This window comes from Thalassospira sp. SM2505 (genome assembly GCF_054901115.1).
Genome location: NZ_CM142731.1, coordinates 4,352,501 through 4,367,977 on the forward strand (window position 1 = coordinate 4,352,501; position 15,477 = coordinate 4,367,977).

Below are 15,477 nucleotides of genomic sequence, written 5' to 3' on the forward strand. Positions count from 1 at the left end.
CTCGAAAAATCCGTGCAGCGCAGCAGTCGCCGAACGCAATATTCCCCGGCGGTGTCAGCCAAAGACGACTTTGCCCTTCCCGATCACAAATAGCCCAAGCCAGTCAGAGGAACGATATGGAACTCGTTTGTCCGGCAGGGACACCTGCCAGTCTTCATGCCGCCGTCGATGCCGGTGCAGATGTTGTTTATTGCGGTTTCCGCGATGCGACGAATGCCCGCAACTTTCCGGGCCTGAATTTTTCGCGCGACGAACTTCGCAACGCTGTCGAACACGCCCACAAACATGATGTGCATGTTTACCTTGCATGCAACACCTATCCGCAGGCCGGTATCGAACACATATGGCATGCTGCAATCGATGATGCTGTGGCAATTGGTGTTGACGCCATCATTCTCGCAGATATTGGCCTGTTGCGGTATGCGCGGGACCGCCATCCGGATGCAAGACTTCACCTTTCAGTTCAGGCATCGGCTTCAAATGAAGAGGCGATCAAATTCTACCATCGGGAGTTTGCTGTTCGCCGTGTCGTTTTGCCACGCGTTCTTTCACTTGAGGAAATCGCATATCTCAACAGCCGCATCCCGGTTGAGACAGAAGTCTTTGCCTTTGGTGGCATGTGTGTGATGGCGGAAGGTCGTTGTTCACTATCGTCATATGCGACCGGCGAAAGCCCGAATATGAATGGCGTATGTTCACCCGCCGCCCATGTCCGCTATGAGGAACGCGACGATATGACGGTTTCCCGACTGGGTGACTTTACAATCAATATTTACGATCAGGACGAGAAGGTCGGCTATCCGACCCTTTGCAAAGGCCGTTTTCGCGCCATGGACAAATCGGGATATCTGTTTGAGGAACCAACCAGTCTGGATGTCACCGGAATGCTGCCTGAACTGGCAAAGGCGGGTGTCACCGCCCTGAAGATTGAGGGGCGCCAACGCGGGAAGGCCTATATTTCCCAGGTTGTCAGTGCCTTTCGGGCATCTCTTGACCGGATTGCCCAGGGCAAGCTGGTCGAGCAGACAAGTCTGAATACCCTTAGCGAAGGACAAAGCGATACTACAGGCGCATACCGGAGAGGCTGGCAATGACAAAGTCACGACTTATTATGGGTCCCGTTCTCTTTCACTGGGACGAAAACCGGAAACGTGATTTTTATGCAAAGATTGCCGATGAGACAGACATTGACACAGTCCATGTCGGAGAAGTTGTCTGCGCCAAACGCATGCCATTTTTTGACAAGCATTTGCCAGATGTAATTGAACGCCTCCAGCGGGCTGGCAAGGAGGTTGTTTTCTCAACACTTGCGCTGGTGATGAACAGTCGCGAAAACGCACTGATAAACGAAATCACCCAGATGCCTGATCTTCTTATTGAGGCCAATGATATTTCAGCAGCTGGCTTGCTTGCAGATCGTCCACATGTCATCGGTCCCTATATCAATATCTATAACGAAAGCACGTTTTCATATTTCGAGAGCCGGGCGGCAAAGCGTATTTCGCTTCCCTGGGAGTTGCCTTTATCGTCAATCTCGCAACTGTGCGAAACGCGCAAATCTGCAGAAATTGAAGTTCAGGTGTTTGGTCGAATGCCTTTGGCTATTTCCGCGCGTTGTTATTCTGCGCGCGCGCAAGGCCTGCACAAGGACGGTTGCAGATATGTTTGCGGTGAACAGCTTGATGGCATGGAAGTCGCAACACTCGACGATGCGCCATTTCTCGCAGTTAATGGCTTGCAGACATTATCCAACCACTATGTAGAACTCTCTGACAATATCGGAGAGTTGCAGGATGCCGGTGTCAGTGCATTCCGCCTGTCACCACATAGCCTGGACATGATGGAAGTTGCACAACTCTATCGTCAGTTGCTCGATCGTAAAATTGATGCTGGCGAGCTACGCCGGAACCTTCAGGAGATGCCTCTGCAGATGGCATTCTCTGACGGTTTCTTGCACGGTTTACCGGGTGCAGAATTGCGCAGCACATTGGGGCAACGCGCCGAATAACCACACCACCCCGACAAAAATCAAAAAAGAAGGGCTGCGACGGAAAGCGCAGCCCTACAATACATTGCAATTTCGGGGAGTCAGCAATTCAATGCATTGTTGTCGGGCTACTATATCGCAATCAAAGAAGCTGACCTTGACGATGGTCAACCCCAAGAATAGCCAGATGCGTTGCACATTCCGCTATCCCCCGATGATTAGTTGACTTGCTTTCTCCGCAATCATGACAACGGGCGCATGTGTGTTGCCCGAGACGATTGAAGGCATAACGGAGGCGTCAACAACCCGTAAATTTTCCACCCCGCGCACACGAAGCTGCTCATCAACGACCGCCATCGGATCATCTTTGGGACCGATCTTTGCCGTGCCTACCGGGTGAAAGATCGTGGTTGCGACCTTGCCTGCTGCATCTGCCAAGGCCTCGTCAGAAGTAACTTCGGCACCTGGTGCAAACTCGACCGGGCAATATTGCGCCATATTCTTTGTTGCCATCAGGGCTCTGGCGTGACGGATTGATTGCACCGAGACTTCCCGATCCAGATCGGTACCAAGATAGTTCGGGGCAATGTGGGGAGCCGCATGCGGATCAGAAGAGGTCAGTGTCACGCGTCCCTTACTGGTTGGCCGCAGATTGCATACCGAAACCGTGATGGCCGGGAAGTCATGCAAAGGCGCACCGAACTTGTCGAGCGACAAGGGCTGCACATGGTATTCGATATTGGGCGTTTCATAGCGCTCATCGGATCGCGTAAAAATACCAAGCTGACTGGGTGCCATTGCCATCGGACCACGACGGCGTAGTGCGTAGTCCAATGCGATCTTGGCTTTGCCAACAAGGGTGGACTGCATTTCATTAAGTGTCTTTGCACCCGTTATCCGAAATGCTGTGCGTATTTGCAGGTGATCCTGAAGGTTCTCGCCAACGCCGGGCAAGTCGTGTTTGACCTCAATTCCATGATTGCGCAGTTCTTGTGCCGGCCCAATGCCCGAGACCTTCAGAATGTGCGGCGTTCCGATCGCACCCGCGCTCAGGATTACTTCACGATTTGCAGATGCAAACTCGGTTTTGCCACCACGTTCATACTGCACACCACGCACAACTGTGCCATCAAGTTCAAGCCTGACAACAGTTGCCTTGGTCAAAACTGAAAGGTTCGGGCGATGCATCACCGGTTTCAGAAAAGCACGGGCCGCACTCCAGCGCACGCCGCGTTTCTGGGTCACATCGAAATATCCCGATCCTTCGTTACTGCCTCCGTTGAAGTCGTCCGTTTTTGGAATGCCGAGTTCCTCGGCGCCATCACGCACAGCATCAAGCACGTCCCAACGCAGGCGTTGTTTTTCAACCCGCAACTCCCCGTCACTGCCATGAGCATTTGACGGACTGTGATAATTCTCCGATTTGATGAAATAGGGCAGTACATCGTCCCAGCCCCAACCTGTTGCTCCCTCGACAACCCAGCGATCATAATCTGCGGCTTGGCCTCGCATATAGATCATGCCGTTGATGGACGAACATCCACCAAGAACCTTGCCACGCGGATAGGCAATCGACCGTCCCCCCAGTCCTTTTTCCGCCGCAGTTTCATAGAGCCAGTCAGTTCGGGGGTTTCCAATACAAAACAGATAACCCACCGGAATATGTATCCAGGGATAATTGTCTTTCCCCCCTGCCTCGATCAGCAGAACCCGGTTATTCGGATCTGCACTGAGCCGGTTGGCCAATACACATCCCGCGGATCCGGCACCGATAATGATGAAATCAAAAGAAGAATTATCGAAAGACATCTGTTGTCTCCGCAAAGGGACAGGCATGACGACGCCCCTGTTCATAAGTCAGAACAGTCTTTTGTCGAATTTTCAGGTGAAAGGCCCCCTGTTACACACTGTCGCAACAGGGGGCTGAATATCTGAAATCAGGCGTTTGCCGCAGCAAACCGTGACCAGAATGGCAGCATCGCCGCTTCCAGATCACGCCACATTGCAAAGCGTTTGCGATAGATCTCGCTTGCTTCCGGGGCGGGGCTGTAATGACGATCCATCCTGACCATGCTGTCTGCTGCCTGATCGTAGTCATGATACATACCAACACCAACAGCAGCAGCCATTGCCGCGCCGAGCGCACCTGTCTCCTGACATTTCGCAACACTGAGGGGCAGTTCAAGAATATCGGCAATAATTTGAGGCCAGATTGTACTGCGTGCTCCGCCACCCGACAGAATGATCTTGTCAAAATGAGCACCGGTCGCCCGCAACTTGTGCATATGTTGAAGATGCGCAAAGGTCACACCTTCGTAGATGGCACGCAACATATCGGCTCGCCCATGCCATCCACCGACACCAAAGAATCCTGCACGGGCTGTACCGTTGCATGGTGCACCATACAGATACGGATGGTAATAGGGGCCATCCAGACCAAATTTGCTTTGGGCAACCAGCTCATTGGCAAGGTCAAATGGTGATTTGCCATTTACGACTTCGGCATCATGCTCAAGATATTCCCGAACCAGCCATTCCAGATTAACCGCAGACGTCGCCGAACTCTCAATCGACATGAAGCGACCATCCGCATAACCAGATGACATGAAAATTTCGTTCTCACTCTGGAAATCGATATTCTCGAGGATGATCTGGTTAATGCTCCATGTGCCGACAATCATTGATGCCTGTCCCGGACGGGCAACACCCGATCCCAGTGCACTTGCAATCACGTCAAAGAAGCCTGCAACAACCGGGGTTCCGACACTAAGGCCGGTTTTAGCCGCCACCTCCGCCGTGACATGACCAACAATCTCGCTTGGATGCGCAAGACGCGGCAGTTTGTCCCGCGCATCAAGAATGCCAAAGGCATCAAGTAAATCATCGTCGTATATATTCTCGGGCATACGCAACATTCCGCATCCGCCCATGTCGGAAATATCACTGACCAGTACCCCGGTCAGCGCATGTGTCACCACGTCCTTGCACAACAAAACTGCGCGGGTGTCCCCATAAATATCCGGGCGTTCGCGCTTGACCCAGGCAAGCAACGTCGGTGTCTGCGAGACCCAGGGACGCTGCCCGGAAATCGGATAACTTATATCCCCAACACCATCACGGGTCAGATCATCAACAAGCCCGTTTGCGCGTGTATCAAGGGACTGAACCCCTAAAAGCGCTTTGCCTTCCGCCCCCAGAAGATACAATCCATTGCCGTGCCCGGCGCTGCCGATTGCGGCAATATCGGATGTATTGACACCGGATTTCCTGATGACTTCCGCCACCACTTCCAAAAGGTCATTACGTAACTGGTCGATGTCACGTTCCACAAACCCCGGGGCAGGACAATGTGACACAGCCTCGCGGGAGGCATGGGCAACTTCGCTGCCAGCGGCATCAAACAGCACGGTTTTGACCACCGTATTGCCCGCATCAATTCCAAGAAAATAGCGCGCCATCAGCTTAACCTTCGAACCCGGAATAGATATCCCACGCCTTGGCCCCGTCGGCTCCGTCGTGAATCATCGCCATCAGGGCCGCGACGACCGCCTTGGGATTATCATGTTGATAGATGTTGCGACCATAAACCATGCCGTGAGCCCCTTGCGCCATCAGGGCCGCAGAATTGTCAAACACAGTTCGCAGATCGGCCTTGCCACCACCGCGGACCAGAACCGGACAACGCGCGGCCTGAACAACATGGTGGAAGTCCTCAGGATCGTCCGTCGGGTCCGCCTTGATGATATCGGCACCCATTTCACGTGCCAGACGTACCAGGGTCGTGACTTTTTCTGTATCACCATCGACAAGATATCCGCCGCGTGCGCTGTTGGGCTGCATGACAAGCGGTTCGATCATCAATGGCATTCCATATTTTTCACAATCATTGCCAAGCTTCGAAATGTTCTGCACACACTGACGGAACAGGTCTGGTTCGTCCGGAAGCATGAACAGATTGACCACGACACAGGCCGCGTCCATCCGCAATGCCGGCAGAATCGGATCACTTTCGTTCTGCATCACCGCCCACATCGAACGATGGCGTTCCTTGTTATATGGATTACCCATATCAACACGCATCACCAGTGCCGGGCGGTTTTCCCCCGGCAATGTCTGCAACAGGTCGGATTGCCCGTAATTCATCTGAATGGCATCGGGCCGCGCATCAACCAGTGTGTTAACCACCGACTGCACATCTTCGAGACCGAGCATGAAGCTGGGTTCATTACAAACACCATGGTCAATGGCGACATCAAGACAACGGCCGTTTTTCATCAAACGGTTCAAGCGCACTTTTTTCGATACGAACATGTTTCCTCCTCTGACCGGATTGCCCGGTTCATTCTTCAGACAATGCTGTGTTTTTTGCCGAGCTCTTCACCCAGCAACTGTTTGTGATGTTCAAGTTCGGATGCAGTCCAACCCAGCACGTCAGACATCAGCGTTCCGATTTCATCAATCAAAGGCTGTGTGATCCCACCTTCCAAACCGATGCCTGTGCGGCGTAACAAGATGTCGGAAAGGCTGCGCACTTTTTCATTGCGGATCAGAAATTCGATCTCCCGACGGGAATATGCTGATGCTGCGACAAGTTGAGCATCCGGACCCGACTGGCAAAAACGCGCGATCTCTATAGCCCGGCTGCCATAACGTTCGGCAAGGCGTTCAAGGGTCGGGCGATCAACTGTCAGATTAATCAGTTCAGCCCCGACCCAGTCATCCAGATCGCTCTCGGAATTCGGAAAATCACGACCGCCTCCGATACGCAGATGGCTTGTGCTGCATTGGCGTTTGCGTCCCAGACGCTTCAAAACCACATCGGCAATTTCTTCGCCAAATACGCGAAATGTTGTCCACTTCCCGCCAATCAGACTGATGACCGGGAAATCACGTTTGTCATTAGGTTCCTGTTCGCGGTGCGAATGATCACGACTGATCCGGCCCGTAGCATCCGCATCACTGACGGGCAATGGCCGCACACCGGTAAAGACATGAACGATATCGTCCTGCCTGATCTCGATTTCAGGAAAAACAAAACGCAACGCGTCAAGCATATAGTCCTTTTCGCTTTGTTCGCAGCGCGCGAGTTCGGGATCATCAATCAGGATATCTGTCGACCCGACCAGTGAGACACCAAGATAATTAAAGGCAATGCAGATCCGTCCGTCAGCATTCTCGTAGTAAACCATCTGATCATCCAAAGCAGCGGCCAGCTGCTTGTTACGGATCATCAGATGCGATCCCTTGGTCCCGCGGACAAAGCGTGGCGTGTCGTTTTCCTGTCCGCCAGATAAGGCCAGATTAGTGAAATCAACCCAGGCACCGGTTGCATTAACAACCAAATCGGGGGCAATCGTACCGGTCTCGCCGGTCAGGCGGTCGCGCCAGTGGATATTTTTACCTTCGACTTTTTCGACCGCGATATAGGAATGTGCACTGGCGTTCGGACAGGCTTCTTGCGTATCAAGGATCATCTCGACACCAAGACGTTCCGGATACTTGACCCAAGCGTCATAATAGATCGCCCCGAACTTGGCATCCGGCGAAAGATCAGGGGTCATCGCATGAAGTTTCTTGCGCGAGACGAATTGATGGGCTGGCATGGTGCGGCTTTTGCGCGACAACCAGTCATAGAGCATCAAGCCTATCTTGATCATCATCGCGGATCTCCGCGACGGCCCGCTTCCAAGACCAATGAAACGTTTCAGAGATGCCATTGACCCGTTAAAGACATCAAAAATCGGCACCAGCGTCGGCAACGGAAATACGTAGTGCGGTGCATTGCGTAACAGAAGGTCGCGTTCTTGCAGGGATTGCCGGACAAGCCGGAACTCGCCATTTTCCAGATAGCGCAATCCACCATGAACCATGCGCGAAAGTGCCGCACTTGCACCGGAACAGAAATCTCTCTGTTCCAGCAACACAACATCGATTCCCTGCAAGGCCAGATCACGGAACACACTGATCCCGTTGATCCCGCCCCCGACCACAACAACGGTGGCCCGTTTCGGGATTGTTTTATCCTGAGAGTTCTGTGTCATCTTATTGTCAATCAGGCCGCACGTGCGACTGGGCCAAGATGGGCCACAATTGCCTGGTCAATGATTGCAAGTTCATCAGAAGACAGGACGATTTCACCGGCGCGGGCATTTTCCAAGGCCTGCTGCGCATTTCGCGCCCCGCATAGCGAGAAGGTGATGCCCTTTTGCGCAATCGTCCATGCGATCACAATTTGTCCCGGCTCGACATTATGCGCATCAGCAATCGGAAGCAGAACCTTCATGAAATCGGCAACCAGCTTGCGATTTTCGACCGAGAATTTCGGGTTGTCCCGGCGAAGATCATCGCCTTCAAACACGCGGTCCGGCCCGATCTTGCCCGATAGCAAACCAAGCGCCATCGAAGAATAACTCAGCACGGCCACATTGTTCTCAAGACAGAGCGGCACGAGTTCTTCTTCAAGCTGACGTTCGAGCATGTTGTAGCATTCCTGGATGCAATCAAGTTGCCCGGCGGCCAGATACTGTTTCATCTCGCCAGCATTCACATTACTGATCCCGATTGAGCGGATCTTGCCTTCACGTTTCAGATCAAGAAGGGCCCCCATTGTTTCGGCAATTGGTGTTGTTGGGTCCTGCCAATGGGTGATGTAAAGATCGATATAGTCTGTGCGCAGACGTTTAAGGCTGCTTTCAAGTTCGGCACGGACAGACTCTGCCCCCAGATAACGGTGGATTTTCTTGTCATGTTCATCGACGAAATAGTTGCCCTTGTCCGTATCCCAGACCATGCCGCACTTGGTCGCGATCACCACCTGGTCCCTGCGTCCCTCGATAGCCTGACCAACAAGTTCCTCGGCACGACCAAGACCATAGGCAGGTGCTGTATCAATCAGCGAGATACCTGCATCAATTGACGCCTGAATGGCTTTGATGGAGTTGGCATCATCATGCCCCCCCCACATCCAGCCCCCCATCGCCCAGGTTCCAAGCCCAATTGCTGATGCCGATACACCGGATTTTCCAATTTCACGAATAAGCTGTGCCATCAGGCATCTCCTTTTAGTATGTCGCTGACCGCATAGGCGGTTTGTTCATCGATCGCCAAGGTTGTCAGGAAATCACCGCGCAAAATTGCTGCAATCGGCTCTGCCTTGTGTTGACCACTGGCAATGGCAAAGCGGTGCGGGATCTGACGCAATTCATCAAGGGTAAGGGCAACCACACGGTCATTGCCCGAATAGTCGCACGGGGCGCCATCCTTGCTGATCAGATGCGCCAGCAATTCACCACTTGCCCCGGCAGCGAGGACTTCGTCACGGTCGATATCGTCATCAAGAGACAGGTAGGTTGATGTGCTCTCGCGCACTGACCCGATACCCATCACGGCAATATCGGCCTTGCGGGCAATATCAAAAACGTCACGGATCGAACGGACATCCAGCAAAGTGTCACGTGCTTCTCGTGAACCCGCGATAATTGGTGCATGAAGCTGAAGCGCACGCCCCCCAAGCTTTTCGGCCATTGCCATCGAAACCTGATTGACATCCGTGTAATATTTTCCCTGAACCCCGCCGGTTCCCGGCACAACCGTCACGTCATATGTACGTTTTGGTTTCATTGCCTCGACAATCGCACTGACACCAACCCCGCCTGAGATTGCGATGGTCATGCCATCTTCAAGTTTTTCAAACAAAGCGGCTGCGGCCGCATCCGCCGTAGACTTGATCGTGATCTTGGGGTCGGTCGAGACTTCCGGCACCACAATCGCGTTTTCAATCCGTCCCGCTTCCGCGATCAGGGCCCCAAGATCCGTCATATTGCCAAAGGGTGACTTGACGGTAATCTCGACCAGTCCACGCTCCTGGCCTTCCTTCACCAGCCGGTTAACTGTGGTGTGTGACAAACCTGTCAGTTCCGCAATTTTGGCTTGGGAAATATTCTGTTCGTAGAACATCACCAGAACCTTGTGCAGGCGTCGCAGTCGCTCGAATTCTGTACTGTTGGTCATTCTTTTTGTTCCTGACGCGATTACGATTTGGCCGATGCGCTGCGCTTGCGGCGATTGAGCAGATGGTCCGCCGAAACCGCGACCAGAAGAATCAGACCGCGAATGATGTCCTGCCAGTAAACCGGCACATCAAGCAGGATGAGGGAACTTGTCACCAGTGACAGAAGGGCCGCACCAAGAACCGCACCAAAGATGGTTCCCGATCCACCATTCAGGCTGGCGCCGCCAATTACCGCGGCCGCAATCACGCTAAGCTCCATGCCAATACCGAACTGCGGCGTCGCGGCACCGAAACGCGCCATATAGACAACGCCGGCCACACCGGACAAAAGTCCGCAGAGGGTCGCGCATAAAATCTTGATACGCTTGGTCTTGATCCCTGAAAACAGCGCCGCCTTTTCGTTGCTGCCGGTGTAATAGACTTTGCGGAAGATGGTTGAATGGCGCAGCAAAAGGTCGAAAAAGACAACCAGCGCAAAGAACAGGATGATCACAAACGGCATTCCGGCAATATCACCCTGTCCGATAAATTTGAAACTTGGCGGCAGGGTAAACAGCGATTGCGGCGTCCCCTTTGTGATCAGCAATGAAAGGCCACGTGCGATGACCATGAAGGCCAGTGACACGATAAAGAAGTGAAGTCCTATGCGGGTTACACATTGCCCCATAAGGAAGCCGATAAAGCCGCATGCCAGAATTGCAATCAAACTTGCCGACCAGGGATCCATCCCCATCAGGAAAAGCTTGCCACCAATCACCATGGCCAGACACACGACCGAACCGACAGAAAGATCAATTCCGCCAACAATCAAAAGAATTGTCATCCCGACCACGACAATCCCCTCAATCGAGAAAGACAGCAACATGGCCCGGAAATTTTGCCAGGTCAGAAAATAGGGCGAGGCAAAGCTCATCGCGATGCAAATAATCAGGATGATGGCAACAAGCCCCGCTTCACGCGCTTTGAAAATTCCCAACATTCGGTTTTGCACACCCTTGTTCAACTGGGTTGCCTCCGCATTCTGTGTTTCGTTTTTCGTTTTGGTTTCTGGTTTCAAGGCCTTGACCGATGTCATGACACCAACTCCCGTTCCTTCACGACCGCGTTCTGGCGGGAAAGCCCCGAAGCCAGTTTCATGATTTTTTCTTCGGTCATATTTTCGTCTTCGACTTCACCGGCAACTCTGCCTTCGTGAAGAACAATAATGCGATCGCAAAGACCAATCAGTTCAGGCATCTCGGACGAGATAACAAGAACCCCGACCCCCTTGGACGCCAGATTACGCAAGATGGTGTAAATCTCGCTCTTGGCACCAACATCAACACCGCGGGTCGGTTCATCAAAAATGATGATATCGGGGTGCACCGAAAGCATCTTGGCGATTGCCACCTTTTGCTGGTTTCCACCGCTGAGCGCAGATACCGGCTGACTGACATGAGCACAGCGCAACGAAAGCAGACGGCCGAGTTCCTCTGCCCGTTTTTCCTCTTCGCGCTGGAGCACAAATCCCTTTGAGCTGACATGCCGAAGATCAAGGGCCGTGATGTTTGCAGCAATCGACAGGTCAAGGAACACGCCTGATCCCTTACGATCTTCAGACAGATACACAAGCCCGTTCCGAATACTTTCGGCATAACTTTCGATATTCAGAGGTTTGCCGCGCATTGCCACGGATCCGGCGGTTTTGCGGCTTAGTCCACAAATCGCATGTGCAAGTTCGCTGCGTCCGGCACCTATCAAACCGCCGAGACCCAGAACCTCGCCCTCGCGCAAATCAAAGCTGATATCTTTCAGGAAACCGTCATCACTTAGTTCACGCACAGACATGACCGATGACATCCCCCCTTTCAGATCAGGGTTCTTTGCCGGAAACTGATGAAGGATTTCGCGGCCAACCATTTTGGTTGCCACTTCATCAGGGCTGGTATCTTCCGTCATCAGGGTGTCAATGAAAGTCCCGTCCCGGAACACCGTGATCCGGTCAGAAATCGCAAAGATTTCTGCCATACGGTGACTGATATAGATGATGCCGATATTGCGCGCCTTCAGATCAGCAATGATCCGAAACAGGGCTTCGGCCTCACTATCTGTCAGTGCCGCAGTTGGCTCATCGAAAATCAGCACATCACAGTCAAGGGTCAGGGCCTTGGCAATCTCGACAATTTGTTGACTGGCGATTGGCAAATTTCCGACTTTTTCATCAACGGGTATCGGCATCAGATCGGCCAGAACTTTTTTGGCACGTTCGCGCAATTCACGATCATTCATCAAAAATGAGGTACGCGCGTTGGTCGCTGCCATCAGGATATTTTCTGCAACGGAAATGTCCGGGCACAGTGCTATTTCCTGATGTACCAGACCGATGCCATGTGCCTGCGCTTTTGCCGGGTCGGAAAGAACTATGTCACGTCCCTTGAAATGGATACGTCCCTGGTCAGGCGGGAATACACCGCTGAGAATATTCATCAGCGTGGATTTTCCCGCACCATTTTCCCCCATAAGGGCATGGACCTCGCCGGGCATCAGCGACAGTTGAACACCGCGCAGGGCCTGCACCGGGCCGAAGGATTTATGAATGTCGTGAACTTCTAGAATGGGCTGCATAAAACCGGATGCCTTGCGATGAAAAGAAGGGCAGCCCTTCCTTTCGACCAATCAAAGTGGGAGGACCGAAAGGAAGGGTCTTCTGGTCGCCATGGGCATAGCGACCAGATCTAGATGTCCTTATTCTTCGATACCTTTGGTACCGCGACGTTTCAGATAATCTTCCCAATAGAAGTCATCGGCATTCTTTGCAGTCACGACCGCATAGCCATTGTCGATGTAGGGAACCATCATCGGGTTGGCACCAGCCCGCATATAGTCATTCATCGGATCAATCAGATCCGGATGTGCTGCGAGGAACAGGGAAATGAAGCCCATGTAACCCTGAATACCCTGGTTCGGGTTAATTGAACCAAAGACCTCTCCTGCCTTGATCATATCAAGGATCTTGGCATTCACGTCAGCAGTCATCACCTTGATATCTGCCTTGGTCTCGATGGCCGCCTGCGCTGCACCCAGTGCACTGTTTGCCTCTGGCATAAAGACAGCGCCAAGGTTCGGGTGTGCCTGATGCATGGTCAGAACAGCGTTATAGGCCTTGGTCGGATCCTGGTTTGATGCCGCGCGAGCAACCAGCTTAATATCCGGGTATTTTTCTTCCATGCGGGCGATGAAGGCCGAAACGCGGCGATCATGGTTGTCCTGCCCGGGATTCTCCAGAACTGCATATTCACCGGATCCGCCCATAGCCTCGGCAATGGCATCAGCCGCAGCTGCTCCTTCGCGGTCATTGTTCGAGGTGATATAGGCCGAACGCTTCGAATTCGGAGAATCTGCGGCAAAGGTGACGACAGCCACGCCCTGCTCAACAGCACGATTGATCGGTGCGATGAACGGATCAGAGTTCATCGGATGAACCATGATGCCGGCTGGCTGACGCGCCAGAACCTGTTCAAAGGTCGCAATCTGCTTGTTCACATCATATTCCGGCGTGCCGGTATAAACCGTGTCACATCCCATCTGCTGCGCAGCCTGCTTGAACATTTCATAGACAGGGAACCAGTATTCGACACCGCTGACCATGACGTTCATGGCATAAAGCTCGCCGGGCTCACACTGGAATGCGCTTTTTTTAGTATCCTGCGCCATTGCCGAAGACGCAGTGAGAGTCAAGAAAGCAGCCGCTGCTGTTCCCAGCAGCATTGATTTGATTTTCATGTTATCCTCCCTAATGCGTAACCAGTTCCGGGCTTTCCAGGACACGGTGTGGTTCGCATAATGTTATTTATGGTAGATATTTCACATCTGGAAATATCTACCATTCATTTGGATTGATCCCGTTTCGGGAGTCAACATGAAATATATTTCAACCATAAATGTCGCCGCGTAAGCTTGCAAAACCAACGCTTTCCGCCCGCAAAGAAATTTTCAGAAGATCGTTTTCTATCCGAATTTTCCTCGATATTTTTTGCTTAACCTTGCCACCTAGCCAGCGGGAAACGCCCGAAACACTCAACCTTGCTGGTCGCAAGGTATGACTGTGATCAATTTTTGGCTTGGGTAATGGAAATTTATCGGGGCTGGAATCGCACCCTGCTGCGTCTAACATCTCGGAAAATACAATTTTCCAAGCCGACATCACCAATGCAGCCTGAAGCTCTGCCGTGACGGACAGGTGGTTCGACAATGACAGGAAGATGATCTTGCGGCCCGTGACCTTTATCTGACACGCAACTTGAAACATGCCTGCGCGACATGACCGCAAGCGATATCGACGCGAACTATCGGAGCGTATTCCGACTTTGCTGCTTGCAAACACCCGTTTACAACCCGGCAAAAAGACCGGCGGCATGTTTGATCACCTGGCCGCCGGTCCTCAAAGATCTGTGACATCAAGCAACAGGCTTAACGAATGGCGACCGGATTTATGATCATCTGGACGGCACCCTTAAGCTTTGCCTGACCAAGAACAAAAAGAAACTCGTACGCCCGATCTTCGGCCAGGTCCCTGGTGACGATATTCTCAAGAATATAAACACCGTTTTCCGCCAAAAGTTTTACGTGAACCGGGAAGAATGCCGTCGAATCTTCATGGGGAACGGCTTCCAGCCCCCACGTGTCGGCTCCGACAGCAACGACCCCTTTTTTTGCCAGCCATTCCGCGGCTTCCAAGCCGATGCCAGGCTCGGTCGAACCATAAAGTGCATTATCCTGTCCAACCAGATCAAGCCATCCGGTATGGACAAGAACCACGTCCCCCTTGCGAATTTCAGTTCCGGCCGCCTTTTGTGCTGCCAGTACATCATCAAGGGTAATGACATATCCACCCTCGAGCCGCCCGGTTCCTTTGATCGCAGCAACGTCGAGCAACACACCCCTCGTCGCCATTGGCGGAACATTCTCAATACCCAGTTTGGTCAGGCCCGTAGCTGCCACCATGTCTTCAGCATGGTTGTTATTGTAGTAAGTGTGGTGATCGCCAAGATGCCCCAAACCGTCAATCTGCGTCCCCACACCAAGCCAACCGGTGAACATGTCGTCGTTATATGTCCCGGAATTGCTGCCAAGGGTCTTGTTACCACTTTGCCCCGGCGAGAAAACAGTTACAGCAACACCACGCGGCGCAAATGCCGGTGTATCACGTGAAATCTCCATACCAAGCGAGTAGACTTTCCCTTCGGATATCAACTTGCTCGCGGCAAGGGTAACTTCGGCAGTCAGATAGTTTGCGGCACCGATCTGGTCATCGGGCCCAAACGGCGACGTGAATCGTTCATCGGCAGAAGCAACGCCGGTTGCACCGATAAAACCCAGCATCATGGAAGCCGTGACAAACATTTTTGCTTTTTGCATTTTTTCCTCCCTAAGTTGATAAGGAGTCAGAAAATTGCAATTATGGTGCCAACAAAAAATGGCTGAAAACGGAGACTTTCAA

Annotated in this window: 14 protein-coding genes (1 of these 14 running past the window's edge); 3 read left to right on the forward strand and 11 right to left on the reverse strand. The window is 52.5% G+C overall.

The genetic code is table 11. The features are described from left to right. The 3 genes in view from ubiT to ubiV are tightly spaced (at most 23 nt apart) and all read left to right on the forward strand, a layout consistent with a single transcriptional unit that may run on beyond the window. Positions 1–93, forward strand: partial view of a ubiquinone anaerobic biosynthesis accessory factor UbiT gene (ubiT, locus tag ACTU44_RS20345; protein WP_462096235.1) — the final stretch only. 618 nt of this gene lie to the left of the window's left edge; only the last 93 of its 711 coding nucleotides appear in the window; its start codon lies beyond the left edge, outside the window; the stop codon is at positions 91–93. 23 nt (positions 94–116) lie between these two features. After that, positions 117–1,094: a ubiquinone anaerobic biosynthesis protein UbiU gene (ubiU, locus tag ACTU44_RS20350; RefSeq protein ID WP_336082913.1), complete on the forward strand. Its 978-nt coding sequence runs from the start codon at positions 117–119 to the stop codon at positions 1,092–1,094. Positions 1,095–1,111: 17 nt separating this feature from the next. Beyond that, the gene (gene ubiV, locus ACTU44_RS20355; RefSeq protein WP_462096236.1) at positions 1,112–2,008 is read left to right on the forward strand and encodes a ubiquinone anaerobic biosynthesis protein UbiV; all 897 of its coding nucleotides are present in this window, start codon (positions 1,112–1,114) and stop codon (positions 2,006–2,008) included. Positions 2,009–2,191: 183 nt separating this feature from the next. Here ubiV and ACTU44_RS20360 read toward each other — a convergent pair whose 3' ends face one another. The 11 genes from ACTU44_RS20360 to ACTU44_RS20410 all read right to left on the reverse strand — a co-directional run bounded on the left by ACTU44_RS20360 (position 2,192) and on the right by ACTU44_RS20410 (position 15,395). Beyond that, positions 2,192–3,796, reverse strand: coding sequence for a GMC family oxidoreductase (locus ACTU44_RS20360; protein WP_462096237.1), 1,605 nt, complete (start codon positions 3,794–3,796; stop codon positions 2,192–2,194). A 128-nt stretch (positions 3,797–3,924) separates the two neighbouring features. Continuing rightward, complete coding sequence (locus ACTU44_RS20365; protein ID WP_462096238.1) at positions 3,925–5,445, reverse strand: FGGY-family carbohydrate kinase; 1,521 nt, start codon at positions 5,443–5,445, stop codon at positions 3,925–3,927. Positions 5,446–5,449: 4 nt separating this feature from the next. Next, a complete protein-coding gene (locus ACTU44_RS20370) occupies positions 5,450–6,298 on the reverse strand; it encodes a class I fructose-bisphosphate aldolase (protein ID WP_114097172.1) in 849 nt (282 codons plus the stop codon). 35 nt (positions 6,299–6,333) lie between these two features. Further along, positions 6,334–8,028 (reverse strand): glycerol-3-phosphate dehydrogenase/oxidase, encoded by a 1,695-nt coding sequence (locus ACTU44_RS20375; protein WP_462096239.1) that lies wholly within the window; start codon positions 8,026–8,028, stop codon positions 6,334–6,336. A gap of 11 nt (positions 8,029–8,039) precedes the next feature. After that, positions 8,040–9,035 (reverse strand): aldo/keto reductase, encoded by a 996-nt coding sequence (locus ACTU44_RS20380; protein WP_462096240.1) that lies wholly within the window; start codon positions 9,033–9,035, stop codon positions 8,040–8,042. Continuing rightward, complete coding sequence (locus tag ACTU44_RS20385) at positions 9,035–9,997, reverse strand: sugar-binding transcriptional regulator (protein WP_114097169.1); 963 nt, start codon at positions 9,995–9,997, stop codon at positions 9,035–9,037. The genes ACTU44_RS20380 and ACTU44_RS20385 overlap by 1 nt, the downstream gene beginning before the upstream one ends. Before the next feature lie 20 nt (positions 9,998–10,017). Then, positions 10,018–11,073, reverse strand: coding sequence for an ABC transporter permease (locus tag ACTU44_RS20390; RefSeq protein WP_258548625.1), 1,056 nt, complete (start codon positions 11,071–11,073; stop codon positions 10,018–10,020). Continuing rightward, the gene (locus tag ACTU44_RS20395) at positions 11,070–12,602 is read right to left on the reverse strand and encodes a sugar ABC transporter ATP-binding protein (protein WP_462096241.1); all 1,533 of its coding nucleotides are present in this window, start codon (positions 12,600–12,602) and stop codon (positions 11,070–11,072) included. The genes ACTU44_RS20390 and ACTU44_RS20395 overlap by 4 nt, the downstream gene beginning before the upstream one ends. Positions 12,603–12,722: 120 nt before the next feature. Further along, a complete protein-coding gene (locus ACTU44_RS20400) occupies positions 12,723–13,760 on the reverse strand; it encodes a substrate-binding domain-containing protein (RefSeq protein ID WP_114097167.1) in 1,038 nt (345 codons plus the stop codon). Between the two features lie 148 nt (positions 13,761–13,908). Continuing rightward, on the reverse strand, positions 13,909–14,394 hold the full coding sequence (locus tag ACTU44_RS20405) for a hypothetical protein (RefSeq protein WP_462096242.1): 486 nt from the start codon (positions 14,392–14,394) through the stop codon (positions 13,909–13,911). 53 nt (positions 14,395–14,447) lie between these two features. Continuing rightward, a complete protein-coding gene (locus ACTU44_RS20410; RefSeq protein WP_114097165.1) occupies positions 14,448–15,395 on the reverse strand; it encodes a cyclase family protein in 948 nt (315 codons plus the stop codon). Positions 15,396–15,477 lie beyond the last annotated feature (82 nt).

Coding starts and splice junctions, on each gene's coding strand:
- ACTU44_RS20375 (WP_462096239.1), bottom strand. CDS start 8,028: ATGACACAGAACTCTCAGGATAAAACAATCCCGAAACGGGCCACCGTT.
- ubiU (WP_336082913.1), top strand. CDS start 117: ATGGAACTCGTTTGTCCGGCAGGGACACCTGCCAGTCTTCATGCCGCC.
- ACTU44_RS20410 (WP_114097165.1), bottom strand. CDS start 15,395: ATGCAAAAAGCAAAAATGTTTGTCACGGCTTCCATGATGCTGGGTTTT.
- ACTU44_RS20360 (WP_462096237.1), bottom strand. CDS start 3,796: ATGTCTTTCGATAATTCTTCTTTTGATTTCATCATTATCGGTGCCGGA.
- ACTU44_RS20405 (WP_462096242.1), bottom strand. CDS start 14,394: ATGCCGCCGGTCTTTTTGCCGGGTTGTAAACGGGTGTTTGCAAGCAGC.
- ACTU44_RS20380 (WP_462096240.1), bottom strand. CDS start 9,035: ATGGCACAGCTTATTCGTGAAATTGGAAAATCCGGTGTATCGGCATCA.
- ACTU44_RS20395 (WP_462096241.1), bottom strand. CDS start 12,602: ATGCAGCCCATTCTAGAAGTTCACGACATTCATAAATCCTTCGGCCCG.
- ACTU44_RS20365 (WP_462096238.1), bottom strand. CDS start 5,445: ATGGCGCGCTATTTTCTTGGAATTGATGCGGGCAATACGGTGGTCAAA.
- ACTU44_RS20370 (WP_114097172.1), bottom strand. CDS start 6,298: ATGTTCGTATCGAAAAAAGTGCGCTTGAACCGTTTGATGAAAAACGGC.
- ACTU44_RS20390 (WP_258548625.1), bottom strand. CDS start 11,073: ATGACATCGGTCAAGGCCTTGAAACCAGAAACCAAAACGAAAAACGAA.
- ubiV (WP_462096236.1), top strand. CDS start 1,112: ATGGGTCCCGTTCTCTTTCACTGGGACGAAAACCGGAAACGTGATTTT.
- ACTU44_RS20400 (WP_114097167.1), bottom strand. CDS start 13,760: ATGAAAATCAAATCAATGCTGCTGGGAACAGCAGCGGCTGCTTTCTTG.
- ACTU44_RS20385 (WP_114097169.1), bottom strand. CDS start 9,997: ATGACCAACAGTACAGAATTCGAGCGACTGCGACGCCTGCACAAGGTT.